26 protein-coding genes and 1 tRNA gene are annotated in these 22,958 nt (G+C 52.3%); 3 read left to right on the forward strand and 24 right to left on the reverse strand.

Annotated elements, in window-relative coordinates; translation table 11 throughout:
• Positions 1–47 precede the first annotated feature (47 nt).
• The 14 genes from ABFZ84_RS01365 to ABFZ84_RS01435 all read right to left on the reverse strand — a co-directional run bounded on the left by ABFZ84_RS01365 (position 48) and on the right by ABFZ84_RS01435 (position 11,305).
• Entirely contained in the window at positions 48–1,781 is a 1,734-nt protein-coding gene (locus ABFZ84_RS01365) for a Na(+)/H(+) antiporter subunit D (RefSeq protein WP_369312014.1), read from the reverse strand.
• The gene (locus ABFZ84_RS01370) at positions 1,768–2,046 is read right to left on the reverse strand and encodes a hypothetical protein (protein ID WP_369312016.1); all 279 of its coding nucleotides are present in this window, start codon (positions 2,044–2,046) and stop codon (positions 1,768–1,770) included. Before ABFZ84_RS01370 ends, ABFZ84_RS01365 begins: the two co-directional genes overlap by 14 nt.
• Positions 2,043–2,303: a hypothetical protein gene (locus tag ABFZ84_RS01375; protein WP_369312018.1), complete on the reverse strand. Its 261-nt coding sequence runs from the start codon at positions 2,301–2,303 to the stop codon at positions 2,043–2,045. The genes ABFZ84_RS01370 and ABFZ84_RS01375 overlap by 4 nt, the downstream gene beginning before the upstream one ends.
• Positions 2,303–3,811, reverse strand: a complete 1,509-nt coding sequence (locus ABFZ84_RS01380) for a monovalent cation/H+ antiporter subunit D family protein (protein ID WP_369312020.1) — start codon at positions 3,809–3,811, stop codon at positions 2,303–2,305. The genes ABFZ84_RS01375 and ABFZ84_RS01380 overlap by 1 nt, the downstream gene beginning before the upstream one ends.
• Positions 3,808–5,313, reverse strand: a complete 1,506-nt coding sequence (locus ABFZ84_RS01385; protein ID WP_369312022.1) for a monovalent cation/H+ antiporter subunit D family protein — start codon at positions 5,311–5,313, stop codon at positions 3,808–3,810. Before ABFZ84_RS01385 ends, ABFZ84_RS01380 begins: the two co-directional genes overlap by 4 nt.
• On the reverse strand, positions 5,310–6,068 hold the full coding sequence (locus ABFZ84_RS14755; protein ID WP_407067068.1) for a sodium:proton antiporter: 759 nt from the start codon (positions 6,066–6,068) through the stop codon (positions 5,310–5,312). Before ABFZ84_RS14755 ends, ABFZ84_RS01385 begins: the two co-directional genes overlap by 4 nt.
• 11 nt (positions 6,069–6,079) lie before the next feature.
• The gene (locus ABFZ84_RS01400) at positions 6,080–6,520 is read right to left on the reverse strand and encodes a Na(+)/H(+) antiporter subunit B (protein ID WP_369312024.1); all 441 of its coding nucleotides are present in this window, start codon (positions 6,518–6,520) and stop codon (positions 6,080–6,082) included.
• Positions 6,520–7,113 carry a DUF4040 domain-containing protein gene (locus ABFZ84_RS01405; protein WP_369312026.1) on the reverse strand — a complete coding sequence of 198 codons (594 nt, stop codon included), beginning with the start codon at positions 7,111–7,113 and terminating at the stop codon, positions 6,520–6,522. The genes ABFZ84_RS01400 and ABFZ84_RS01405 overlap by 1 nt, the downstream gene beginning before the upstream one ends.
• Positions 7,106–7,453 (reverse strand): monovalent cation/H(+) antiporter subunit G, encoded by a 348-nt coding sequence (mnhG, locus tag ABFZ84_RS01410; RefSeq protein ID WP_369312028.1) that lies wholly within the window; start codon positions 7,451–7,453, stop codon positions 7,106–7,108. The genes ABFZ84_RS01405 and mnhG overlap by 8 nt, the downstream gene beginning before the upstream one ends.
• The gene (locus ABFZ84_RS01415) at positions 7,450–7,734 is read right to left on the reverse strand and encodes a monovalent cation/H+ antiporter complex subunit F (protein WP_407067098.1); all 285 of its coding nucleotides are present in this window, start codon (positions 7,732–7,734) and stop codon (positions 7,450–7,452) included. Before ABFZ84_RS01415 ends, mnhG begins: the two co-directional genes overlap by 4 nt.
• Positions 7,734–8,216 carry a Na+/H+ antiporter subunit E gene (locus ABFZ84_RS01420; protein WP_369312032.1) on the reverse strand — a complete coding sequence of 161 codons (483 nt, stop codon included), beginning with the start codon at positions 8,214–8,216 and terminating at the stop codon, positions 7,734–7,736. Before ABFZ84_RS01420 ends, ABFZ84_RS01415 begins: the two co-directional genes overlap by 1 nt.
• A 351-nt stretch (positions 8,217–8,567) precedes the next feature.
• Positions 8,568–9,191 carry a hypothetical protein gene (locus ABFZ84_RS01425; protein ID WP_369312034.1) on the reverse strand — a complete coding sequence of 208 codons (624 nt, stop codon included), beginning with the start codon at positions 9,189–9,191 and terminating at the stop codon, positions 8,568–8,570.
• Positions 9,188–9,889, reverse strand: a complete 702-nt coding sequence (locus ABFZ84_RS01430) for an AAA family ATPase (protein ID WP_369314530.1) — start codon at positions 9,887–9,889, stop codon at positions 9,188–9,190. Before ABFZ84_RS01430 ends, ABFZ84_RS01425 begins: the two co-directional genes overlap by 4 nt.
• A gap of 204 nt (positions 9,890–10,093) precedes the next feature.
• Positions 10,094–11,305: a DUF2336 domain-containing protein gene (locus tag ABFZ84_RS01435; RefSeq protein ID WP_369312036.1), complete on the reverse strand. Its 1,212-nt coding sequence runs from the start codon at positions 11,303–11,305 to the stop codon at positions 10,094–10,096.
• A gap of 146 nt (positions 11,306–11,451) precedes the next feature.
• Between ABFZ84_RS01435 and ABFZ84_RS01440 the strand changes: the two genes are divergently transcribed.
• The gene (locus ABFZ84_RS01440; RefSeq protein WP_369312038.1) at positions 11,452–11,802 is read left to right on the forward strand and encodes a hypothetical protein; all 351 of its coding nucleotides are present in this window, start codon (positions 11,452–11,454) and stop codon (positions 11,800–11,802) included.
• A gap of 106 nt (positions 11,803–11,908) precedes the next feature.
• Here the strand turns inward: ABFZ84_RS01440 and ABFZ84_RS01445 are convergent, their stop codons facing one another.
• From ABFZ84_RS01445 to ABFZ84_RS01485, 9 genes are all read right to left on the reverse strand, one after another.
• Entirely contained in the window at positions 11,909–13,489 is a 1,581-nt protein-coding gene (locus ABFZ84_RS01445; protein ID WP_369312040.1) for a hypothetical protein, read from the reverse strand.
• Between the two features lie 92 nt (positions 13,490–13,581).
• Positions 13,582–14,181: an energy transducer TonB gene (locus tag ABFZ84_RS01450; protein ID WP_369312042.1), complete on the reverse strand. Its 600-nt coding sequence runs from the start codon at positions 14,179–14,181 to the stop codon at positions 13,582–13,584.
• A gap of 11 nt (positions 14,182–14,192) precedes the next feature.
• The gene (locus tag ABFZ84_RS01455; protein ID WP_369312044.1) at positions 14,193–14,603 is read right to left on the reverse strand and encodes an ExbD/TolR family protein; all 411 of its coding nucleotides are present in this window, start codon (positions 14,601–14,603) and stop codon (positions 14,193–14,195) included.
• Positions 14,604–14,657: 54 nt separating this feature from the next.
• Positions 14,658–15,077, reverse strand: coding sequence for an ExbD/TolR family protein (locus ABFZ84_RS01460; protein ID WP_369312046.1), 420 nt, complete (start codon positions 15,075–15,077; stop codon positions 14,658–14,660).
• Between the two features lie 4 nt (positions 15,078–15,081).
• Complete coding sequence (locus ABFZ84_RS01465; RefSeq protein WP_369312048.1) at positions 15,082–15,615, reverse strand: MotA/TolQ/ExbB proton channel family protein; 534 nt, start codon at positions 15,613–15,615, stop codon at positions 15,082–15,084.
• A gap of 42 nt (positions 15,616–15,657) precedes the next feature.
• Entirely contained in the window at positions 15,658–17,037 is a 1,380-nt protein-coding gene (locus tag ABFZ84_RS01470) for a MotA/TolQ/ExbB proton channel family protein (RefSeq protein WP_369312050.1), read from the reverse strand.
• Positions 17,038–17,070: 33 nt separating this feature from the next.
• Positions 17,071–17,961: a DUF3450 domain-containing protein gene (locus ABFZ84_RS01475; protein WP_369312052.1), complete on the reverse strand. Its 891-nt coding sequence runs from the start codon at positions 17,959–17,961 to the stop codon at positions 17,071–17,073.
• A gap of 381 nt (positions 17,962–18,342) precedes the next feature.
• Positions 18,343–18,417: transfer RNA gene (locus ABFZ84_RS01480), tRNA-Gln, on the reverse strand.
• Positions 18,418–18,780: 363 nt separating this feature from the next.
• Positions 18,781–19,215, reverse strand: a complete 435-nt coding sequence (locus tag ABFZ84_RS01485) for a GFA family protein (protein WP_369312054.1) — start codon at positions 19,213–19,215, stop codon at positions 18,781–18,783.
• A 106-nt stretch (positions 19,216–19,321) separates the two neighbouring features.
• On the opposite strand from ABFZ84_RS01485, the gene ABFZ84_RS01490 reads away from it, so the two are divergent.
• The gene (locus ABFZ84_RS01490; RefSeq protein WP_369312056.1) at positions 19,322–20,188 is read left to right on the forward strand and encodes an exonuclease domain-containing protein; all 867 of its coding nucleotides are present in this window, start codon (positions 19,322–19,324) and stop codon (positions 20,186–20,188) included.
• A gap of 234 nt (positions 20,189–20,422) precedes the next feature.
• A complete protein-coding gene (locus ABFZ84_RS01495; protein ID WP_369312058.1) occupies positions 20,423–21,028 on the forward strand; it encodes a Pr6Pr family membrane protein in 606 nt (201 codons plus the stop codon).
• A gap of 81 nt (positions 21,029–21,109) precedes the next feature.
• Here the strand turns inward: ABFZ84_RS01495 and ABFZ84_RS01500 are convergent, their stop codons facing one another.
• Positions 21,110–22,900 (reverse strand): acyl-CoA dehydrogenase, encoded by a 1,791-nt coding sequence (locus ABFZ84_RS01500; RefSeq protein WP_369312060.1) that lies wholly within the window; start codon positions 22,898–22,900, stop codon positions 21,110–21,112.
• Positions 22,901–22,958 lie beyond the last annotated feature (58 nt).

Raw genomic sequence — 22,958 nt, forward strand, 5'->3', positions numbered from 1 at the left:
GGTTTAAGTCTCGTTAAGGATTAACCATAAACCACGCTTACTGACGATTAGGCCAAGAAAGACAAGATCAACGCGAACGCAAGTAAAACTGCGGCCCAGAGCGCCATAAACCCGATGGGCCATGAACGCGCCATTTGCCCCTCTGGACCATGAACAGAGTAAATGCGTGCCATTATTGCGTGCACTCTGCCGGAGAAAATCCCCCATAAGGCGTTCCATGTTGCGCGCGACGCACCACTCACCCATCCGAGAAATGCCCGTCCCGGTATCCGATAGAACCAATCACTATCGAGATTGGTCGATGGGACCTCAGCGGGATACCATTTGATCAAGACCAACACGGCGAATGCAAGGATAGCCCACAACAATAGCTGTAGCTGTTCAACAATATGATAGGCCGTATAGGGATGATAACTCGCAATCTGTTCTTGGTCCGGTAACAGCGCATAGAGCGGGTCCGGATGAACCCCAAGACCGATACACATAACCGCCGCAATCCCCATCGCGATCATCATGCCCATCGGCGCATCTTTTGGCCGCTTGCCGCTATCATGGGCAAAAAACGTGAAATACGGAATTTTGATCCCCGCATGTTCAAGAACGCCCGCCGATGCAAAGAGCAATGTCAGCCAGATCCAGAACAAATTCGCGCCTGCCGCACCATCAATGATCAGACCTTTGGTGACGAAACCAAGCGTGCCGGGGAATGCGGAAATAGATAGCGCACCGATAATGCAAAGCCCCATGGTGATTGGCATGGTCCGGTAAAGGCCGCCCAACTCGGTCGCTTTTGACGTTCCGGTCCGATACATCGCGGTACCTAGCGCCATAAACAACAGACCTTCGAAAATGATGTTTCCGAACGCATAGCCAACCGCGCCATTAATCGCGCCAAGCCCGATGGCGCAGACCATAAAGCCCACCTGGTTGTTGATGGAATAGGTCAAAACCTTGCGCAGATCATTTTCGATCAATGCAAAAAAGATCGGGAAGATCGTCATCACTGCGCCGATATAAATCAGCTCTGGCGTGCCGGGGAATGCCCGCGCCAGCGAATAAACCGCCAATTTGGTGGTGAAAATTGATAGAATGATCGCGCCCGTGATGGTCGATTTCGAATAGGCATCCTGTACCCAATTATGGAGAAGCGGAAACGCAGACTTAATTCCGAACGCCAAAAACAGGACAAGTGCGGAGAACTTCACTGCGCCATCAGCATCACGCAAACCGACAAAATCAAACGCGAGCGAGCCTGTTTCGCGGTACGTCAACACAACGCCCGCGAGCAGCAATACACCCGAAAGGATTTGAACGGCCAAATAGCGCATGCCCGAAAGATACGTAACGCGCGTACCAGGTGCCCATACAAGAAACACCGATGTAATCGCCGCCATCTCCCACCAGAAAAACAGCGTGATTAAATCGCCCGCGAGAACGCCGCCAAGCGCCGCCGCCGGATAAGCCAATGTCGCGAAATTCTGTGAACGGTCTTTTTGCCCCCACGCATAGATAATGTTCAGCGCCGCTGCGATATGAAACACTACCGCAAAAAGACGAGACATCGGATCAAGCCGCACGGTCGTCAGTTGCTCGCCAAACAGCGAGATCGAGCCATATTCACCGAGCCCGAGCGTATAGAGTTTGACGGCCGATAGCGTTGTCGCAACCAACAAGATCACACTGGCTAAGTGGCGCGGAACCGCTAGACACATCAACGCACCAACAATGAGGATCACTGCCGGGTTGTCAGCAAACAGGGACATAAAACTACTCGCGCTCATCGTAATAACCCTCTTTGCGGCCTACGAGTTTGCGCAAATGCTGGCCCGCGAGAACGATGAAAAAGAATGCGGCAAAGCCCCAAACAGCAAAAAATACGCCGAGCCCTTCCACGTCAAAATGTGGGTGAGGGTTTTTCCATGCGCCGACAAATCCGGCGAGCGCCGCGCCAATACTCGACACGACTAAAACACCGAGAAAGATGCGGATAAAGGTCGGGTTGTCCGCCCAGCCGGGCTTTTCGTCGGGATTATGGTGGTCGGTCATTGGGCAGCCTCAGTTGTTCCCAGCAGCCATTTGAAGAACGGCCAATTTGATAAAAACGGCTCAGCAAAAAATGAAGTCACTAAGATTATTAGACCGCTACGCAATCGAACCGAAACGCTAAGGGTACCAATATCAGTCATCCATCTTGGCGGATTTAACCCTTTAGCATGCGCTACACGGGCCACTAACTGTAAGGTTCCGACGATGGCCGCGCCAGCAAAGAAAGAAATACCGGCAACAGCTAGAATCCGTTCCATTACTGCCCCCCGATCAACGGTAGGAGAAATTTATAAAGCGGGTCTGCAAAGAAGAAGAGAACCAACGCACCGGTCGCCGTGAATAGCGGCGGCGCGATACAAAGGATCGGTGCTTCTTTGAGGGCACCCCATTGAATGCCGGCACCGCCCGCCCCTTGGGGTTTAGCGTCACCTTCGGCAGGGTTCATATAAAAGGCCTGAACCGGGATCGACAAAAGATAAATCACATTGAGGATCGACGAGATTATCAGCACCGCGATGATCGCCATCTGTCCCGCATCGGCGGCACCCAACATCAAAAAGAACTTCGGCCATGAGCCAGCCAACGGCGGCAGACCAATAATCGACATCGCCCCAAGGAAGAACGCCCCAAAGGTAAACGGCATCACGCGGCCCAATCCGCGCATTTCGGAAATGAGTGTTTTGTGATGCGCCACATAGATCGCACCGGCACACATAAAGAGTGTCATTTTACCGAGCGCGTGCGCCGCAATCTGGGTCGCGCCGCCCATTACCCCCATGGAGGTCGCAAGCATCGCACCGAGGGTTACATAAGAAAGCTGAGACACCGTCGAATAGGCAAGCCGCGCTTTGAGGTTGTCTTTATGCATGGCAATCGCTGATGCGAGCAGAATGGAGATCGCAGCAACCCACATAAACGGAATTGACGCACCGGTATCAGCGAGAAAATCAATCCCGAAAATATAAACAACGATCTTGAGAACCGAGAACACACCCGCCTTAACAACGGCAACCGCATGAAGGAACGCAGATACCGGCGTCGGCGCGACCATCGCATTTGGCAACCATGGATGCGCCGGCATCAAAGCGGCTTTACCAATCCCAAAGACATAAAGTCCGAGCAGCACGCCCGCGATTGGCGCAACAGCATCGACATGTTCCGCAAAAATACCGCCAACTGCAAATTCAGTTGTGCCAGTAATCGCATAGGTCCAGACAATCGCGGGCAACAAAAGACCAATAGACGTCGCCATCAAGACGCCAAGATAAATCCGACCGCCGCGCCGCGCATTGTCGTCGCCTTTGTGTGTCACCAACGGAAAGGTCGATAGCGTCAGGACTTCATAGAAAATAAACAACGTGAACAAATTGGCCGCAAACGCAACGCCCATTGCCGCCGAGATCGCAACCGCAAAGGACATATAGAAACGGGTTTGATGTTTCTCGTTGCCGCCGCGCATATAGCCAATCGAATAGACCGAATTGACCAACCAAAGACCCGACGCAATGACCGCGAACATCGCGCCCAACGGTTCAGCTTGGAATGCGATGGGCAGACCGTCGATGACCTCAAACAGTTCATAGCCGGGGCGTTGCCCCTCGCCGACCGCCATAAAGACCGAAATCGCCAAAAGCAGCAAAACGCCACCGGTGATCAGGGTCGCCGCTTCGCGCAAATTTGGCTGCTTATCCAAAAGCCAAATCAGCAGACAGCCAACAACTGGCAAAGCCAAGGTTAGCGGAATTGCAAGACCGGGGGAAATCATGGCGCGCCTCCGGCCGTGAGCATGAGCGCTTCGGCAGCGCGGGTTGCGAGATCGCCGGTAAGATCAGTCCGCAGACCAAAATAAACATTCGCCGCTACGAGAATCCACATAGGAACCAACATCGACAAAGGCGCATCCTTTTTCGGGATCACATAGCGCCCCTCGGTTGCGGGTTCACGCAACAACATCATTTCAGCAATCCGGCCAATATATACGAGCGCGATCAGCGAACTCGCCACAATCAAAAAGCCTGCATACCAGTGGCCCGCAGAAAACGCAGCCTGAAGCAAATACCACTTCGAGACGAAGCCAACAGTGAGCGGCACGCCGATCAACGACAGACCGCTGATCAAAAATGCCCACGTCGTATACGGCATACGCTTAGACAGACCCGCAAAAGCATTGATCGAATGAGAGCCCGCACGCAGCACTACACAAGCAACGGCCATGAACAACGCACCCTTCATCAGTGCATGGTTGAACATATGCACCAGTGTAGCGGTTACGCCTTCGACAGTGGCGAAGGACAGACCAAGAAGCATGTAGCCAATTTGCGCAACAGAAGAATACGCCAACATCCGTTTGACGTCGTCCTGAAAGACCGCAACGAACGATGCAATAAACATCCCCGCAAGACCGAGTGGCAACAACACATATTGGAACGCCGCCCCAAGGAATGAAAAGTCGAAATTAAACACCGAAAAGAAGAAGCGGATCAAAACATAAACCGCGACTTTGGTTGATGTGGCAGCAATAAAGACCGAAACCGCTGACGGCGCATAAGTATATGCATTGGGCAACCAAAGATGGATCGGGAACATTGCGAGCTTAAGCGCGACGCCCACAAGGATGAAGGCAAAACCCGCCTGCACCATCCGATTATCTTGCCCCAACAAGCGATCATGAAGATCGGCCATATTGAGCGTTCCGGTGGTCTGATACAAAAGACCAATACCGATCACAAAGAATGTCGCGCCAATCGTACCCATCACCAGATAATTAAAAGCCGAGGTCAACGCCCGACGGTCCCGGCGGGCACCCATCGCGATAAGCGCATAGGTCGAAAGCGACGAAATTTCGAGGAAGACGAAAACGTTAAACGCATCGCCAGTGATCGTAACGCCCAACAGACCGGTCATGCAGATCAACAACGCACCATAGAAGAGCGGTGTTTGTTTCTCATCGACCTCAAGCTGAACAGAGCGATAAGCGAACGGGAATGTTAGCGACGCGATACCCGACACCAAAAGCAAGATCAAAGCGTTGGCAAGATCGATGCGGTATTCGATCCCTAATGGCGGTGCCCAATCCCCGAGGAAATAGGAGATCGTGCCGCCATCAGCGACTTCTTTCAGGAGCCACGCACATGTCGCAAAGGTCAGCCAGCTAATCAGCGTGGCCCATGCCCAAGCGGGACGCCCCTTTGGCAACAGCAATGTTATCGGCGCAGTGATCAGCGGCACGATAATTGGCAAAACGGGAAGTTGGGCAACCAAACTCATGCCGCGACCCCTTCGGTCTCGCCAAATTCAGCAACATCATCGATGGCTTCTAGCTCGTCCTCTTCGATGGTGCCGTAGGCTTCACGAATACGAACTGCGAGCGCAAGCCCCACAGCCGTCGTTGCAACGCCGACCACAATCGCCGTCAGGATCAACACATGCGGCAACGGGTTGGAATAAATAACTTCAGTTGCGTGATGAATGGCATCGGTCCCGGCATGGGCCGCGTCCGCCGCGCCATGGCCCGCCTCAGGCGCATGTTGGGTCGCGATATCGAAGCCACCAGAAGCCGCATGCTTATCGGCAGATGACAGAACATCGTTCGATATCTTCGCGCCATCAAGATGATTGGGGGCCGCATGGATCGCCGCCGCATCACCGTCCTGGGGTGCATTTTTTAACGCCTCTTTCAGGTCATTGCCGTGGGCATTGTCGATTTTAGCGTGGAGCGATGCCGCGCCGTCGGCTGCTGTTTCGCTCATTTCGTGCGCGCTGGTGTCGGCATCGTGAATTGGCGCTTCCTCGTGGCCGCCACCATGGTCTAACTCGCCACCGATATAAATCGGAGCCGTGCCGCCGGTGATCTTGCCGATCGTAATGTAGAAAATAAAGACGGAAGTTTGAAACAGGTTCAAGCCGACAATCTTTTTGACCAAATTGCCGCGCGCGAAAACTGTATAAAGACCGGTCATCATCAGGGTAATGACGATCCAGTAATTATAGCGTTCAAAGATGAATACGAGCCAATTATCCATTTGTGCTGCGCCTACCAATCTTCTTGATCGATGTCAGGCTCACGGCCCGTGAACTGATAGAAAATAGTGAGCATGGTTGACGCAACGGTCACGCCGACGCCCCACTCCACCAACAAAATTCCGTAATGCTGCCCCGCGTGGTGGGTCGATTCCGGCACGATTGCGTCATAGCCAAGAAGATTCGCCCCCAGCAGCATCGTCCACACACCCGTACCAGCATAGAACAGAACGCCGATAACCATGGCCCAAACCAGTGCCCTTTGCGGCAGCACTTTTTTGGTTTCATCAAGACCATAAACAAAGGCATGAAGAATGAACGCGACCGCAAAAATTACACCGGCCTGAAAACCACCGCCGGGACCGTAATCACCATGAAACTGCACATAAAGCGCGAATAAAATAATCGGCGCAAAAAGAAGTTTCGTCGCGACTCGAAGGATCAGATGGTCCACTACTCATCCTCCCCTTTCTTGACGTCGGAGACCTGACGGCCACCACGCACGGAACCCGCACCCAGCAACAACATGACCGCGACACCAGCGGTGAAAATCACCATGGTTTCGCCAAGTGTATCAAAGCCGCGATAGCTGGCCAGAACCGCCGTCACGATATTCGGCACAGCAATGTCATTGGGGGTCTGCTCTACATATTGTTGACCGATTGCCGTATTCGCCGGCGAATTTGCGTCACCAAAGGCCGGCATATCAATCGTCGCATAGACAAGCGCCGCACCCGCTGCCAGCACGACCGCAAGCGCCACAGGCGCGCGGCCCGGCGTTTTAGGTTTTTCCCGACGGGCGGTCAAAAGCATCCCCGCCAGCATTAAAACAGTTGAAATCCCTGCGCCCACAGCCGCCTCGGTGAAGGCCACATCAACAGCATCGAGCGACACAAAGAACGCCGCAGACAACAGCGAATAAATTCCCGACAACATAACAACCGCAAACAAATGCCGTGAACGGAGCATGGCAATCGCGACCAAAACCAACATGGTCAATAACGATAAATCGAGAAACGCTGTCGATGAAAGGCCGAGATCACTCATCGCCGTCTCCTTCATAACGAAGTGCGCTTCCTTGTAATGGTTTGAAGCCAACCATCCATGCGGAATGGGCAATTGCGTGGGTCGCAACGGGCGAAGTCAAAAACAGGAAAACACCAATAAAAATAAGCTTAACCGCAACAATCCATGTTGGGGCCTGAAGCAACATACCGATCAAAATCAACTCTGCTCCGCCAGTGTCCGTTACGCCCGCCGCGTGAAGCCGCGTATAGAAGTCAGGGAACCGCACAAGGCCAATGGCACCCGAAAGCATCGCCAGACCACCCGCGAGGAATAAGCCCCAAGATGCAATATCAAGGATCAACGCCCAATCGATATTCATGCGTCGCTCCTTTTGGCTTCGGTTTCAGCGGGGTCTTTTTGGTAAGAGAAGAATCGCAAAATCGCCAAGGTCGCCGTAAAATTGATCAGCGCATATAAAAGCGCGATATCGAGGAAGTCAGGGCGGCCGGTCACAAAACCCATCAACCCGATAAGCAACACAGTCTTGGTGCCAAACGAATTACCGGCCAAAATCCGGTCATAGAGCGATGGCCCCGCAAAAGCGCGAACCAGCGCCAGCACCATCGCCGCCACGATCGCGGTAATAACAACGGCAAACATCATTTGACGCGGCCCTCGGTTCGGGCCACGCGATTACCCATATCGGTAATTGCCGCAACATCACAAAGTTCTTCGGTCAAGCCGTGCACCAGAATTTCATTTTCACGCATATCAACAGAAACCGTGCCGGGCGTCAGCGTAATTGAATTCGCAAAAGTCACCTTGCCCACCGTGCTATGCGGGGGATTTGGTACGGTGAAAAGTTTCGGCGAGAGCTTTGGCTCAACAGCCAGGGCCTGACGCATGACCATCAAATTGGCTTTGCCAATCTCACCACCCAGCCAGATCCAATAGCCTAAAATACGCGGAAACAAGCTCGCTGGCACACTATCGTCATCAAGCACCGAGGCTCGACGCGCCAGCCATGCAGCAAACAGAACCGAGCCTGCGCCAAATGTGAGCAATAACGGATGGTCAAAATAGCCCGATAGCAGCAGCCACAATGCCGCCAATACCAGAACGAGGATTATAAAACGCCCCATCAGCCCTTTTTCAGGAACCTCTCATCATCCAGGCCATTCAAGTGAACAGCACCCCGATTGAAAACGGATCCGAGAATCACAGATCCGAAGACTTGAACCGTCTCGTTACAATATCCGCACAGTTTAGGTCGATTGCTAAAAATGCCGCAACGACTCGAGACGTCGCGAATTTCGCAGAATCTACGCAGAAATCAACGGGTTGATTGTCGAAAAGCAGCGAAGAAACAAAAGGTTTTCCCCGCCGACGCAACGCGCATCAGCGGTTTTGTCATGGAAAAGCTGTTTTGATTTTGTTGTGCGGTGCAAAAGTAATTGTGCGAACAACAATGGCCAAAACCGTGTGCGCTCTATCTAACTTTGGCGACGGGCGCGGGCGCGTTTTATCATTCGTGCCGTTTCACGAAGGATAGCGCTATCATTCATGTCCGACGGAACACCGTTCGCATCAAGATAACATTCAAGCGCTTCAAGAATAATGTTTTGACATGACATATCTAAATCACGCGCAGCCACCCGCAAGCGCACAAGGTCGCGCGTTGGCATTTTTAGCGTCACCGATGCCTTGCGATTCAAAAGATCACTGTAAGGACCACTTTTCGGTTCCGCTTTCGTCACTGGTTTGTGTGCGACGGGCCGCCCCGCGCTAGAGCGTTGACGCGGCACGCGCGGCAATGCCCAAATGTCTGGTGCGTCGCCGCTAATCGGTGCCGCTTGCGTTGAATGAACAAGTCTTACTGAGTTTTGTTGATAGTCTGAATTTTCTAATGGATCTGAATCGCCGCTATAGCTCGATGTAGAATCCTGGCTATTCGCCGGTTGCATCGGAGGTTGCATCGGGCGCATTTCAACATCGACGCCTTCATGCGCAACAGCATCAACCGCGGGCAAAGCTTCGCCTTTACGTGCCAACAAGCTGGACGTCAAAGACGCGTAGCCACCGCCAGATGCGGACGCATTTTGGGCGTATGCTGTCATTGCGCCGCCTTGCGCCCAAAGACACGATTATGCGGGTTTGACATACCGCTCTGTTCATCAGTTCGGTATCCATTTTCCGCACGCTGAAGACGTTCATAAAGATATTTCCACAATGTGGAAACTTCTTGTGATGACTGACAGAAAGGGTCGATCTCCATAACAGTTCGACCATCAATCATCGACGCCGCAAAATCCACACGGTGATGCAAGGTTACCGGCGCGACCGTACCGTGTTGTGATAGCGCGACCGCTGCCTCTGACGTGATCCGCGCGCGCGGGGTTGCTCCATTGACCACGAAAATCAACTGCTTTCCCCGTGCCTCGGCAATATCGACCGTTGGGCCAACAGCCCTTAGATCATGCGGGCTAGGCCGCGTTGGCGCGACCACAAGATCAGCAAAGCTCACGACCTCAGAGATGGCCCGGGTGACGGCTGGCGGCGTGTCGATCACCACCAGTCGAAACCCCTCGGCACGTGCACTGTCGAGGTCGTAAAACAAATTTGAAAACACGGATTGAATAAAGGCAGGAGCCGGATCTTTCCGAACATTCCACCATTTCGCCAATGAGCCTTGCGGATCGGTATCGATCAACGCAACAGGCCCAGCGCCCTGACGCTCCGCTTCCACCGCAATGTGCCCAGACAATGTTGTCTTGCCTGAACCACCTTTTTGCGATGCGAAAACGATAACTCGCATCGATGACAGCATGCGCCCTCCCGAAAAATCACAACCATTGTGACCCTTTCATTCATGGCACACTGCATATTAACACCGCGCGTTAAGCGAGATGAAAATTTTGTTTAAATTATACAGGAATAAAAGAAACGCCGGCAGCAACCTAAATACGCAAGACCGCCGCCAGCGCTAAAACGGGTATATCCCAAACCCCTTAAACGACACTTAAGAGAACGATTTTACTTCGCCGAGATCAAAGATACTGAGGTCATCAGCAAGCGCAGCCATAAGCCGTGTGATATGCGCAATACGCGGATTAGTTTCCCAATCCCAATAGCGCAGGACCGCTCTTGCAAAGTCGCGGGGCATTGAATCAAACACACCGAGCATTAATTCAGCATGGGCAACAGCCGCTTCGCCATCAGCAGCGTCAGTCAGAAAATCGAAAAAGTCCCCACGCGGAACACCCAGACTTTTACACAAAACGGCAAAGGGCTCGCCGCCCGCATCACGCAATATCCGGCCCGCGAGAACGCGAGTAACCCCGCCGATCATTGCAACGGCATCAATAATTTCTTCCGCCGGATATTTACATGCCGATGCCAAAGTACGCTTGACCACATCCATCGAAACTGGTTCGCCATTCATGCCTCGTGGGCGATGACGACGCTCCGCCAGAATCAGAATATCTTTGACGATCTGGTCATTATCGCCGCCCCGGAAAACCCGTGGATAAAGGTCGGCTAATGCATCCTGAATGATCGTCCGATCAAGCGTAAAGCGGGTTAAAACCCTGCGGCGACGTTCAGCGTCAATCCACCAGAACATGATAAAGCCATGCGCCGGTTCTAGCTCTCGTCGTTTCAAAAGCGGACCTTGCAGATCTTTATGGACTGCACTCATGGCAACAAGTTTGTTCACCGCATTTGGCGACAACACACAATCATCACGTTTTAATAGCGCCTTACACACATTGATCTCGTCATAGGTAAGACACGCATCAGCGACCGCCGTCGTCAGGTTTAACCGCTGAGCGATCATGACCCTGTGGGCCTCTGACACATCTCTCGCCGCTTCAATCAATAGCGCTTCGGGTAGTGTATCGGCTTCTTTGATTACATTTTCTGCGACCGCAGGCTCGTCCAGGATCAGCATACGCACCAAAACGGGCGAGCACTCAGCAACCCGCGCTACACGCTGAGCCACCTCTATCCGTAAGCTCTCTTCGACCTTGTCGAGAACTTGCAACAGAATATCGGCAACCAATGCTCGCTCATTCGAGGAAATACGCGAGGTGGGCAAAACTACAATATCTGTCAGTTTGCGCACCATGAGCGCCCTGACGGTTGGCCCAGACGCCGATAACGGCGTCAGCATTGTCTCCACGTCGATTGGCGACGTGGGTTCGACTTCGGGTGCGGTGTCAAATTCGGTCATAATTTCCAGATTTCACCTGTTTCATTCCGAACCGTTGTAACCGGAACACCCTTAACGGGGGATTTCACTTTTCGCTTCGGTTTTCCAAGACCTCGCCCGTTAGCGGTGTTAAGGTCGAAAAACGTAGCCAAGGAAGCCAGAAACCCGTGATTCGTCATATTTTCCGTACCGCCCTTCACCCCCTCTCAAATCACCACCCGGTCAAATTGGTTGGCATTTTGTCCCTATCGGCCCTTGGTTTAACGGCCTGTGTATCCACAGGCGACATTGACGCACTGCGGGAAGCCCCCGGATATCACGCAGGTTATGCCGATGGCTGCTCTACCGGTACGGAAGAAGACAAAAGCTTTTCGACTTCGCAAACCCGCGATGCCTATGCCTTTAAGAATGATGATGCGTATCGGATGGGATGGCGTCAGGGTTATCTTGAATGCTCACACACCACCCCGGTTCCAAGTAATGGCGGTCGGATTTTAGGTGAACGCAACGAATACTAATGAAGGGTTAATTTGTACGGAGCGGTTCGTACACGCCCAGAACCTAACGACGAAAAAAGGCGCTCCGGTTGGGAGCGCCTTTTTTCTTACCAATTTATCGTTGGTATTATTGTTCGTTTGCCGAAGCGTCGTCTTCAGTCGTTGCTTCTTCAGGGGCACTCTCTGCCTCTTCTTCATCTGGAGCAGACGACCGGTTCCGACTTGGCGGGCCCGCTTCCTCAAGTGCTTTACATTCACCCAGGCGTGCCTGTTGCTGTTCAATTTCTTCGGCGGAAGCTTCGCGATTCTGTAGGTCACGGATACGTTGATCACGTTCGAAACGCGCGATGTCATCCTTACACGCATCAAGGTTTTGCTGATACTCAAGCTTACGACCATCCCAATAGGCAGTCACAACCGCATCAATGTAAGTGATCCAGTCACTGGCACGACGGCGAGAGTTAGAGAAACGCTGAGCATTGACAAATGCCTCGCGTGCCCGAGCCCAGATCCGAGTATCTTCCGGCCCAGCTTGCGAGAACCGCGCTGTACCCAACAGCAGCCACGCATCGCCAGTGTCTTTTGATTCCATGCCGCCGCGATTAATCGCACTTTCGAGTGCTCTTTGCGACGCCGCGTATTGCTCGTCAGCAAGCAACACCATGCCAAGGCGATAATAAAGCTCGCCATTGTTTGATTGACCGGCTGCTTCGCGCAGGATCGGAATGGATTTTTTATGCTCGCGTGCCTGGCTCCAGAGCTGAGACAAAAGAATGAGGTTCTTTTGGTTCCGCTTGATGTTGTTCGCATTCATTTCACGTTCGAGCAAAGTCGCACCGCGATATGGATTGTCGAAGAACGAATAGTACTGGATTAGGGTCAAAAGTTCGTTCTCACCCTTCACCAATCCAGCGCGATACGCCACCTCAAGAACTGAAAACGCATCTTGGTCTTGGCCCATCACGGAGTAAGCCCCGGACAGCTGTGTCCAATAGCTACGTTCGTCCGGCCAAAGGTTGACCATACGCTCAAGCAAAGGCGTACGCTTGGCGTTATTATTAAGCTCAGAATATACGAGGTTCAGCAGATCAAAATAACCTTTGCGCGGTTCACCCATGCCAGAAATGGCCGCTTCGGCTGGCTGTACTGCAGATCTGAAGTTTGGTGGAGAAATCTGAGTATACGCGGCGGCTAACAAATAATATGCGTTGGAATCGACCTCGACATTACAAGTACGCGCATTTTGGATCCACTGATTCAACCCTGTAATGGCTGTCTGATAGCGTTCCATTTGGAAATTCAACTGCGCAATGAAGTAGCGAAGCTGGTTGTTTCGATTGGCTGGTAGACCATTCGCGTCAAGTGCAGTTTGGAAATCCTGTAACGCGCCGCCAAAGTTCTCCATGTTGACTTTGACGCTACCGCGCAATTCATAAACCGTTGACTTGTCGTACGCCTTCATGGAATCGCCACGATTGGCAATCAGATTATTGAAGCCCGTCAATGCTTCGCCATACTGCTCGGCTTGCATTAATTCATAGAGCTTTTGGATTTCTGCACCGACCCGTGGATCAAGTGTTTTAGAAGCTCCGCCCTCTTCCGCATCGCACTGTTGCGCCGCTGCCGGCAACGGCGCAGTGCTCATCATCAGCGCAGCCGTGAGCGACGCGACAGCCGAAAAACAAAACTTACGATAGTTCCCACGCATATTTATCATCCTGCCGTCTGTTGCCCTTAATTGGGCAGTCTCAAGCGTTAAGCCGGCGGAACGCCGCTAAAAAGTCAGCCCAACGGCCCGAATTACTGTTCCAATACGAATGTCACACTGGTTTGAACACCACGGCGCCATTCAGCTTTGTTATCCACCATCTTTGGTTGATACTTCCAACGCTCAACCGAACGCATCGCAGCACGATTGAGACAGCTATTTGTAGAATCAACTACGGTAATATTTGTTGTTTGACCGTCAGGGGTCACATCAAACTGTACCTGAACGGTTTCACTCGCACTCGCGCGGCTCATGCAACGCTCTGGATATTGTGGCGGGATACGAACCAAAGGCTGCGCATCACGGTCAGGATTGAAGCCCGACCCGATGCTTAGATTGGCCTCAATCGTAGGAATCTGAGCCGCAACACCATCAAGTGCTGGACGATTAGAAGGGTCGTTCACCGCCGGTGGTGGCGGAGGTGGTGTATCAAGTGTTGGTCGTTTGAATTCTCGGTTTGCACTATTCAATTCAGTATCATCGATCTTCGCCGTGATATCAATTTTCACAGCCGACTTCTCTTCTTGAAGTCGAACTTCCTGCTTAATCATCGCAGCCATGAACAAGAACAGCGCCCCAGTAACAATAATCGAACCGGGTATGCCGAGAACCAACCTAACGAGCGATCCCATAATCTTTTTCCTTAAACGTCTTCCGTCGAGACGGCGACATCAGTGAGACCAGTTGAGCGAATTTGATTGACCACCTCGACAAGAAGTCGGGTCTTTGATTTCGCATCAGCTTGAACCACAGCCGTCCCCTTAGGATTTTCACGACGCAACTGTTCAACCATTGTTTTAACGGCTTCGAGCGGGACCTGTTCTTTGTTGATCCAGATCTCGTCTTTGTCCGAAATCGCCACGATGATCGATGCCGCTTTACGCTCAGTCGCAGATTCTGCGAATGGACGTGTTACTTCAACACCTGGTTCCTTCACGAATGTGGACGTCACGATGAAGAAGATCAGCATGATGAACACGATATCGAGAAGAGGCGTTACATTGACGTCCTCGTCTTCGCCACCGCCGGACTGAGATATATTACGTCTCGCCATAGTTTTATCCGCCTACAAATCTTGTCGAAGTTGCGCAAAAAGCGCGGATCCGACTTAATTAACTTCTTTTTGCAACGCCAATGACACTGAGCATCCGCCACAGCCGCTTTGCGCTTGATCCAAAACCTGAACCGCAACACCAGATTCCGATGTCGGCGCGGCACTCACGAGAACGACGCCTTGAGGCTCCCGCGCGATGAATTCTTGGACCACTGGTGTCACTGAACCCGGATCAATCACACGGATATTATTTACCCGCACAAAGCCGTCTTCCTGAACCGCCAGCAATAATGCGGGGGGCGGAATTTCGTCAATCTTCGGTGGATTGTCTTCCGGTGTCCGAATGTCGATCCCTTTTTCGCGAAGGAACGTCGCCGTCACGATGAAGAAGATCAGCAGGATAAAGACGATGTCGAGAAGCGGAGTGATATTTACTTCCGCGTCATCGCCCGCATGTGTCGCTTTTTTTCTCATTGCGCTACTCGATCAACAGTTCATCGGAAATTTTGTGAGACGCTTTTTCAACATTACGATCAAAAGCGTTGATGAAAATCAGCCCCGACAGAGACGCAACCAAGCCGGCCATCGTCGGGATCGTCGCTTTGGAGATACCCGCCGCCATGAGGCGAGCATTCGAAGAACCAGTCACGGCCATTACGTCGAAGACCTCGACCATCCCCGTCACCGTACCAAGAAGACCCAGAAGCGGTGTGACCGCAACCAAAGCGCGGATCACATTGTTGAACCGCGAGGCTTCTTGGACGGCTTCAGAAATCAGCCGGTCCCGAACCGCATGAGCGTACCAAGACTTATGGTCGTTCCGTGCGCTCCAGGCGCGTTGGGCCCGCTTGGCGACGCCGCCATGAGCACCAGACCAGTACATTAGTCGCTCAATGATCAATGCCCACATAAAGAATGTAACGAACATGATGATCAGAAGGACATTTCCGCCTGCGCCAAGGAAATCCATTAGCGCGTCATAGGCGATCGCCGGATTTAGTAACTCGAGCATTCTCGAGACCCCTTTCCCTAGTCGGGTGGAGGGACCGGGCTATTAAGCCCGGCCGCCTTCCGCATGTTCAGCAATGATGCCAGCGGCTTGCTCTTCTAGAATTTGCGAGACGCGCTTAGACGCACCAGCCGCAAAGGCGTGAAGAAGAAGAAGCGGGATCGCAGCAACAAGACCAAGCACCGTTGTGACAAGCGCTTCAGAGATACCAGACGCCATGATCTGTGGATCGCCTGTACCGAAGAGCGTGATCGCCTGGAAGGTGTTGATCATACCGATAACCGTACCAAGAAGGCCAAGTAGTGGTGCAACAGCCGCAAGAACCTTGATGAGGTTGAGGCCACTTTCGAGTTTTGGCACCTCTTTTAGGATCGCATCATCAAGCTTGAGTGCAACCGTTTCGACATCATTCGAATTGGTGTTCTCGTAAGCCAACATAACGCGGCCAAGTGGGTTTGATTTCGATGCTTTTTTGCGACGAACCTGACCACGAACAGCACCAGCCGTCATTGTCAGTGTAACCCATTTGTAGATACCAAGGAGCGAACCAAGAAGCGCAGCAACGATGATCACCTTACCGATGAAACGACCTTGATCGATCCGCTCTTTAAGTGTCGGTGCTGAAACGCTGAGGTTCAGAAGCTGACCAAGCGCAGGGTCGATCGCGGCGCGAACAAACCCCTCACCAGAAGCATTTTCAACTTTAGAAGCTGCTCCGGTGACGTCACTAGCTGGCTGACGCGCGAGGAATTTAAGGCTTCCCGTTTCGCTATCGAGCGTAAGGAACTTGCCGTCAGAGAACGCAACGAAAGGACCAACGCGGGTCACGTTTGCGGTAGCGGCTTCACCATTTGCGAGACGAATGTCTGCTGGGAAGGTCGCTGTTTTGCCCTGCTCTGCCATTTGCTGGATCATAATTTCCCACAAATCACGAAGCTGTTCTTCAGTTGGCAGTTTCTCTGTTTGCGCAAGCTCAGTTAGTGCTTGGCTACGACCAGGGAACTGCGCAGAAATGATTGAACCTTTGATCTGAGCGTTCAAGTCAGCAGCAGCCGTACGCGCCGCACCAAACAACTCTTGGAATTCGCCCTGCTTAGACGCGAGTTCCTGATCGAGTTCAGCAATCGTATTTTTATTGGTTTCCATTACACCTTCGAGGCGTGTGGATTCCGCAGCCGCCGCAGTCACCTGCTGGCGCACCTGATTAAGAAGCGCCTGTTGCTGATTACGTTCAGCCAAAAAGCGCTGTTCACGCTCTCTGTTTTCCGCGCTGACTTCACGGCGCTCGGCGCGAACCGCGCTGAGGACCTGATCAAGTGTTAATTGCTGGGCGTCAGCCGATGCCATTCCGCCCGTTGAAAGATCCATGCTCACCGCGGCAACGCCGGCGATCAGGGAAAGAGATGCAAGTTTGAAGAATTTCATGACTTCATATTTCCTTTTAACCGATGCCACCAATTACTGCGCCGCGACCGGTGGCTTAACCGGTGCGAAGAAGATGTCAGGTGCGGTTTGCTCTTTCGCCATACGCAGAGCGAATTTTACGTCCTGCAAATAGCTGCGGTTAAGATCGGTCCAGCCACCCTGTGCTGTGTCCCAAATCCGCATCGTCGAATCATCTTCTGTCTTAAAGATCAGAGAGATACGGCCAATTTGCAGACACTCACCAGAAAGGGCCGCATCGCCGTCGCCGATCGTGCACTGTGAAACGCCGATGGTACGGCCTTTTTCATTCTCGATCTGGTATGCCTCGACGATCAAGCGGTAACGCTGCGCCGCTGACATGTCCGGGTTATCAAGAACACCTTCGAGGCGCGCAGCACGCGCTGAACGATCTTCGATTTCGAATGGCAGGTCAGCACTAACAAGCTCACCAAAGCGCATGACCATATCTTCCATCAATGGCTGCATAGCGCGCTGCAGACCCTCGACGTTAACGATATCATCTTGCAGCTGAGAAATTTGACGCTCTTGCGCTTCGATATTGCGCGTCAAAGACGCATTATAACGACGCGCCGCTTCGAGCTGTTTCAAATTCGCGCGATAATCATTGAGCAGCGACGCCGTTTGATCGTCTAACTGGTCAATGCGCTGTTGTGACGTAGCAGTGTCACGCGCTGTCGCTTCACTTTCTTGCAGCGCGGGGCGGAACTGAGCCTCGGCTGGTGCGCTCAAGGCCGCCAGCACCATTGCCGCTGAACCCAAAATCGCTGTTCTCTTCATAATTGCCTCACCTACCGGAATATTGCGGCTAATTGAAACGGCACCATTGCCGCGGACCAATGGCGCGTCACTGCGCCGTTTTGAAACACGTTGCCGCGTTTCGGAAATCTGTTGGTAAACACTCATCACCCTAGATTGTCCCCTGCTTCCCTCTAAGGAATACAAGCATTGATATATTTGCCAACGAATTGCAACGGCGTTTTTCCCCAAAGGGTAACACCGCTGGACTATTCGTTTTGTCCTGCAAGTAAAGTCGCAAGATTTAATACACCCTATACCACTCGGCGCACGAAACTCGCGCACCACCTCACACCCCGTTAGTTTGTAACAACACTCTGGGGAGCTTGCAATCATTGAATCGCATCAATTGTATACGAATGCCATTTTTTTTGGAATTTGTGCGCATACCAAAAAATAAGCACAGATGTTTCCCCCAAAGTTACGCACAACAAAACAACATGCGGAAAAACACGTCTGAGTCGTTTTATTTTAGGTATAAATTTGTGATGGCTGGGGCGCCAGGATTCGAACCTGGGAATGTCGATACCAAAAACCGATGCCTTACCACTTGGCGACGCCCCATCACCGCCAGACGACGCGCGCCCGACAAGAGGAAGCGGCGAGATAGCGCTTTCGGCCCTTGGTTGCAATGGGGTTGGAGGGGAAAATGTGTCGATTTTTCCCGCGATCCACAGCCGGCCCTATACTTTATACATATACACAGGCGGAAGCGCGGCAACTGGCGCATTTGAGTGGAAGAAAAACGACCTCCGCAGGGCAAACGCCCGAATCAGCAACGCCCCTCGGCCCTTACGCCGCAAATGCGTAACAAAATTCTGTGCGGATGAACTCTATTGGCGTATGAATGCACCGGATCACCCGGCTCGGTCGAAATCTATTTGCAGGAGATATGACCTTTTACTGCCCTCCCCCCTGCGCGTAACCTCATCGCGCATCAAGTAAGGACAGGTCTTCTGGAAACTCGTCATAATGCGGAGCGTTTTCGGGCACGACCTCCCACGGCGCTTTTGAACCCACAAAAATATGCGCTTTAATGTCGATGCCCGCACCATCATTAAGGCAACCCAGCGTAACACCATGCACCCGCCCTTCGACAATGCCGCAAAGGTTTGAACCACACCGCCCACAGAATTGCTTACCCGTAGTGCCGCCCGCCGGATAGGTCACCAACAAACCTTCGCCGGCCACCCATGAAAATTGATCCGCATCCACACGAGCATAGGAATTGGCTTGCGCGCTAAAGGCTTTGCGACAGCGTGAACAATGACATTGCCGCGCACCGTAAACATCCCCGTCGATTTTGTATTTCACACCACCGCAAAAACATTCACCTGTTCTGATTATTGTATTATTTACCATCGCCGAACGACCTTTGCTTATATTTTACTCCAAGAGTTCATAAAAAGATAAGTCAATTGGAGTTTACACTAGGAAACCCATAGAGCGCACTGTAAGGGAGAATAGTGTGGACTTCGTTGCACTTGACATAGAAACATCGAATTCGGATCTGACGTCAATCTGTCAAATAGGTATCGCCAAATTTGTAGGCGGACATTTTGTCGAGGGTTGGATTACCTATGTAAATCCGCAATCTTGGTTCGGAAATCGCCATACAAAAATTCATGGGATAGCGAAAAAAGATATTGCCAAGGCCCCAACGTTCAAACAAATTTCCAATCAACTGCGTGCCCGTTTATCAGGGATGCCAGTCGTAACCCACGCACATTTTGATCGTCTAGCTATTGATGGGGCATGCAAAAAGTTTGGCGTCCCAATCATTGATTGTCGCTGGTATGATTCTTCAATTGTCGTGAGGCGTTCGTGGAAGAAATTTTCACGATTCGGATTCGGGCTTGCGAATGCGAGCAGAGAAATTGGTTATAAGTTTTCTCACCACGACGCCCTGGAGGATGCCAAGGCCGCCGGTCATATCGTTGTAGCCGCGAGCGTCAAAACCGGGAAAAGCATTGAAACCCTGCTTTCTCAAGCGGAACATAAAATCAAAAAGAAAAAAGAATCACCGACTAAAGATCGCAATCCTAAATCGCCGCCCGGTAAGACAATTACTTTTACCGGGACACTCTCCGTAGACCGGGAATCCCTTTTATGTCTGGTCGAAAAAGCCGGATATGAAATCGCCCCAAATGTGACGGCCACCACAGAAGTATTATGTGTCGGCAAGTACAATGAAGCTCATATCCCTGCAGGACAAAAAAGTACAAAGCACAAGAAGGCTGAACATCTAATCAGTGAAGGGCATTCAATCCGCATCGTTACCGAGAGTGAGTTTCTGAAAATGACCGCGAACGGAAAAAACATTCACCCGTTCTGACCATAGCTTCCCTCCACATTCTCACGCATCGATTCTCATTTTTACAAATAGCGTGAGCCAAAAACAATAACATGACAGTGCCATCCTCGGTATCGCTGTTTGTTACGCGGTGATACGGCAAATCATCAAGCGTCAGCTGAAAGCCTTGCTAAAGGGATTGGCGAAACAATGGGCTTCAGATTAGATAGAGTCCGTTAAGCTCACGACCGGTATTGAAAAAGGAAGCCATCGCCAATGCACAGACTTTTTGCCTCCGCAATCGCTTTGACCGCATTGACCGCTTTGATCACACAATTTTTTGTGTCCACCGAAACAATGGGATCGCCCGGACTGGCCACCGTGCTTTGGCGAATGCTCGGTTTCTTCACTGTTCTGACGAATATCTTAGTCGTATTTACTTTTGCGCGAACGGCCATATCTGGCCAGCGGAATGGCCCTGTGTGGATCGGCGGCCTAACCCTTTGGATTTGTGCAGTCGGTGCCGTCTATCACGCGGTTCTGGCAACGCTATGGAATCCAGAAGGATTAGCGTGGTGGGCGGATCAAGGGCTGCATACGGCCGTGCCGATACTTGTTTTGATCTGGTGGCTGGGGTTTGCCGATAAAACCGGGTTGCGCCCTTATAGTGCCCTTATGTGGCTGGTCTGGCCGTTAGTTTATTGCGCCTATGCGCTGACCCGTGGCACGGTTAGTGGATTTTACCCCTATCCATTTATTGACGTGGCAACCTTGGGTACCGGTCAAGTGGCCTTGAATATTGCCATGTTGATCATTGCGTTTGGTCTTGGCGGCCTCGGTTTAGTCGCAATCGCGCGATTATTGTCTAACAGGTCGGTTTAAGCAGGAACGGCTGAATGAAAGCCGTGAAGTGCATTTAAGAAAAAGGGCCCCGCAGGGCCCTTATAATCGCTATGCTGATGGTTAAGCTGTCAGCTTACCCGGATCGAGCCGCGGAAGCGCCCCCGCAGTAATGCTATCGCCCAGACCAACGGTCTCGGTTAGATAATTATCCGCGTAAAAATTCGCGATGGCAATTTTCGCTTCATAGTAATCGGAGTCTTCGCCTTCGTTGATATAAAGCGCGGCTGCCTTTGCGCCCTGCGCGAGGTAATAGCCACCAGCCACATTGCCGAATTGCTTTAGGTATGGCGTCGCGCCCGCGAGCACCGCAGACTGATCGTTACTCGCCGCATCGAGCAACCATTCGGTTGACGCCGTCAGCGCATCAGCCGCCGCGAGAAGCCGCGCACCAATATGTTGCAGATCATCGCGCTTCGCCGCTTCAAGGATTTTCGCCTCTGACCGGACGTCAGCAATAAAGTCCTTTGCCGCCGCGCCGCCATCGCCCTGAAGCTTGCGGCCAACAAGGTCCATGGCCTGAATGCCGTTGGTGCCTTCATAAATCGCCGCGATACGCGCATCGCGCATATGTTGGGCTGCGCCAGTTTCTTCGATATACCCCATGCCGCCATGAACCTGCACGCCGATTGACGTGACCTCATTGGCGCGATCAGTCGACCATGCTTTTGAGATCGGTGTCAGCAACCCTTCAAGCGCCTTTGCTTTTTTTCGGGCATCTTCGTCTGGCGATGAATGTGCAAGGTCATAAGCCACCGCATTCGCGTAACAGATCGCGCGGGAGGCATCGGTCAGCGCTTTCATAGAATAGACCATACGCTGAACATCGGGATGTTCATAAATCGCAATCATGTCACCGGATTTGACGCCGGGTGCCCGACCCTGTTTGCGATCCTGCGCATAGGCGAGCGCGCGTTGATAACCGCGCTCTGCAATGCCGACGCCCTGCATCCCGACATCGAGCCTTGCCGAGTTCATCATCACGAACATGTTGCGCAGGCCTTTGTTTTCTTCGCCAAGCAACGTGCCGATACATTCACCGCTATCGCCAAACGCCATAACGCAGGTCGGGCTACCATGCAGGCCCATTTTTTCCTCTAGCTTGATGCAGTGTGCATCATTGCGCGCACCCAGCGAGCCGTCGTCATTGACGTGGAATTTCGGTACGAGGAACATCGAAATACCGGCTGTGCCCTCGGGGGCATCGGGAAGCCGCGCCAGCACGAGGTGAATGACATTGTCTGTCATGTCATGATCGCCATAGGTAATGAAAATTTTCTGGCCGCTAATTTTATAGGTACCGTCGCCCACCGGCTCGGCCTTTGCGCGCACCGCCGAAAGATCTGACCCCGCAGACGGTTCGGTCAGGTTCATGGTGCCGGTCCATTCGCCGGTCACCATTTTTTCAAGATAGAGTTTTTTCTGTTCATCGGTCGCCGCGTGAAGAATCGCTTTGACCGCGCCGGTGGTGAGCGTCGTGCCGATCGCGAAAGACATGCAGGCTGCGTTCAGCGCATCAACCAGCGCCACCGCTAGCGTCGAGGGCAATCCTTGTCCGCCAACATTTTCCGGAAATGCCAATGACGACCAGCCACCTTCCACATACTGCTTATAGGCTTCTTTATAGCCGGGGCTGGTGCGCACGATGCCATTTTCGAGAACCGCACCCTCGCGGTCGCTCACATCGTTCAGCGGCGCAATGACCTGATCACAGAACTTGCCCATTTCTTCGAGAATCGCCGAGACCAGATCGTCTGACAGCTCTGGATAAGCCCCGGTTTTTTCCAGCGAGCCAAAACCCGCTGCATGCTCAAGAAGGAATCGCATATCGCGAATGGGGGTTTGAAATGTCATTTCTCAGCTCCTGTTTGACGCTTTATGCCGGATTACGCCGCACTTGCGAAGATGAAAT

The sequence above is a fragment of the Hyphococcus lacteus genome (assembly GCF_041058985.1).
GTDB lineage: Bacteria > Pseudomonadota > Alphaproteobacteria > Caulobacterales > Parvularculaceae > Hyphococcus > Hyphococcus lacteus.

Excerpts from the sequence above, each read along its gene's own strand:
- ABFZ84_RS01365 (WP_369312014.1), bottom strand. The coding sequence starts at position 1,781 with ATGAGCGCGAGTAGTTTTATGTCCCTGTTTGCTGACAACCCGGCAGTG.
- ABFZ84_RS01370 (WP_369312016.1), bottom strand. The coding sequence starts at position 2,046 with ATGACCGACCACCATAATCCCGACGAAAAGCCCGGCTGGGCGGACAAC.
- ABFZ84_RS01375 (WP_369312018.1), bottom strand. The coding sequence starts at position 2,303 with ATGGAACGGATTCTAGCTGTTGCCGGTATTTCTTTCTTTGCTGGCGCG.
- ABFZ84_RS01380 (WP_369312020.1), bottom strand. The coding sequence starts at position 3,811 with ATGATTTCCCCCGGTCTTGCAATTCCGCTAACCTTGGCTTTGCCAGTT.
- ABFZ84_RS01385 (WP_369312022.1), bottom strand. The coding sequence starts at position 5,313 with ATGAGTTTGGTTGCCCAACTTCCCGTTTTGCCAATTATCGTGCCGCTG.
- ABFZ84_RS14755 (WP_407067068.1), bottom strand. The coding sequence starts at position 6,068 with ATGGATAATTGGCTCGTATTCATCTTTGAACGCTATAATTACTGGATC.
- ABFZ84_RS01405 (WP_369312026.1), bottom strand. The coding sequence starts at position 7,113 with ATGAGTGATCTCGGCCTTTCATCGACAGCGTTTCTCGATTTATCGTTA.
- mnhG (WP_369312028.1), bottom strand. The coding sequence starts at position 7,453 with ATGAATATCGATTGGGCGTTGATCCTTGATATTGCATCTTGGGGCTTA.
- ABFZ84_RS01415 (WP_407067098.1), bottom strand. The coding sequence starts at position 7,734 with ATGTTTGCCGTTGTTATTACCGCGATCGTGGCGGCGATGGTGCTGGCG.
- ABFZ84_RS01420 (WP_369312032.1), bottom strand. The coding sequence starts at position 8,216 with ATGGGGCGTTTTATAATCCTCGTTCTGGTATTGGCGGCATTGTGGCTG.
- ABFZ84_RS01425 (WP_369312034.1), bottom strand. The coding sequence starts at position 9,191 with ATGACAGCATACGCCCAAAATGCGTCCGCATCTGGCGGTGGCTACGCG.
- ABFZ84_RS01430 (WP_369314530.1), bottom strand. The coding sequence starts at position 9,889 with ATGCGAGTTATCGTTTTCGCATCGCAAAAAGGTGGTTCAGGCAAGACA.
- ABFZ84_RS01435 (WP_369312036.1), bottom strand. The coding sequence starts at position 11,305 with ATGACCGAATTTGACACCGCACCCGAAGTCGAACCCACGTCGCCAATC.
- ABFZ84_RS01445 (WP_369312040.1), bottom strand. The coding sequence starts at position 13,489 with ATGCGTGGGAACTATCGTAAGTTTTGTTTTTCGGCTGTCGCGTCGCTC.
- ABFZ84_RS01450 (WP_369312042.1), bottom strand. The coding sequence starts at position 14,181 with ATGGGATCGCTCGTTAGGTTGGTTCTCGGCATACCCGGTTCGATTATT.
- ABFZ84_RS01455 (WP_369312044.1), bottom strand. The coding sequence starts at position 14,603 with ATGGCGAGACGTAATATATCTCAGTCCGGCGGTGGCGAAGACGAGGAC.
- ABFZ84_RS01460 (WP_369312046.1), bottom strand. The coding sequence starts at position 15,077 with ATGAGAAAAAAAGCGACACATGCGGGCGATGACGCGGAAGTAAATATC.
- ABFZ84_RS01465 (WP_369312048.1), bottom strand. The coding sequence starts at position 15,615 with ATGCTCGAGTTACTAAATCCGGCGATCGCCTATGACGCGCTAATGGAT.
- ABFZ84_RS01470 (WP_369312050.1), bottom strand. The coding sequence starts at position 17,037 with ATGAAATTCTTCAAACTTGCATCTCTTTCCCTGATCGCCGGCGTTGCC.
- ABFZ84_RS01475 (WP_369312052.1), bottom strand. The coding sequence starts at position 17,961 with ATGAGTGTTTACCAACAGATTTCCGAAACGCGGCAACGTGTTTCAAAA.
- ABFZ84_RS01485 (WP_369312054.1), bottom strand. The coding sequence starts at position 19,215 with ATGGTAAATAATACAATAATCAGAACAGGTGAATGTTTTTGCGGTGGT.
- ABFZ84_RS01495 (WP_369312058.1), top strand. The coding sequence starts at position 20,423 with ATGCACAGACTTTTTGCCTCCGCAATCGCTTTGACCGCATTGACCGCT.
- ABFZ84_RS01500 (WP_369312060.1), bottom strand. The coding sequence starts at position 22,900 with ATGACATTTCAAACCCCCATTCGCGATATGCGATTCCTTCTTGAGCAT.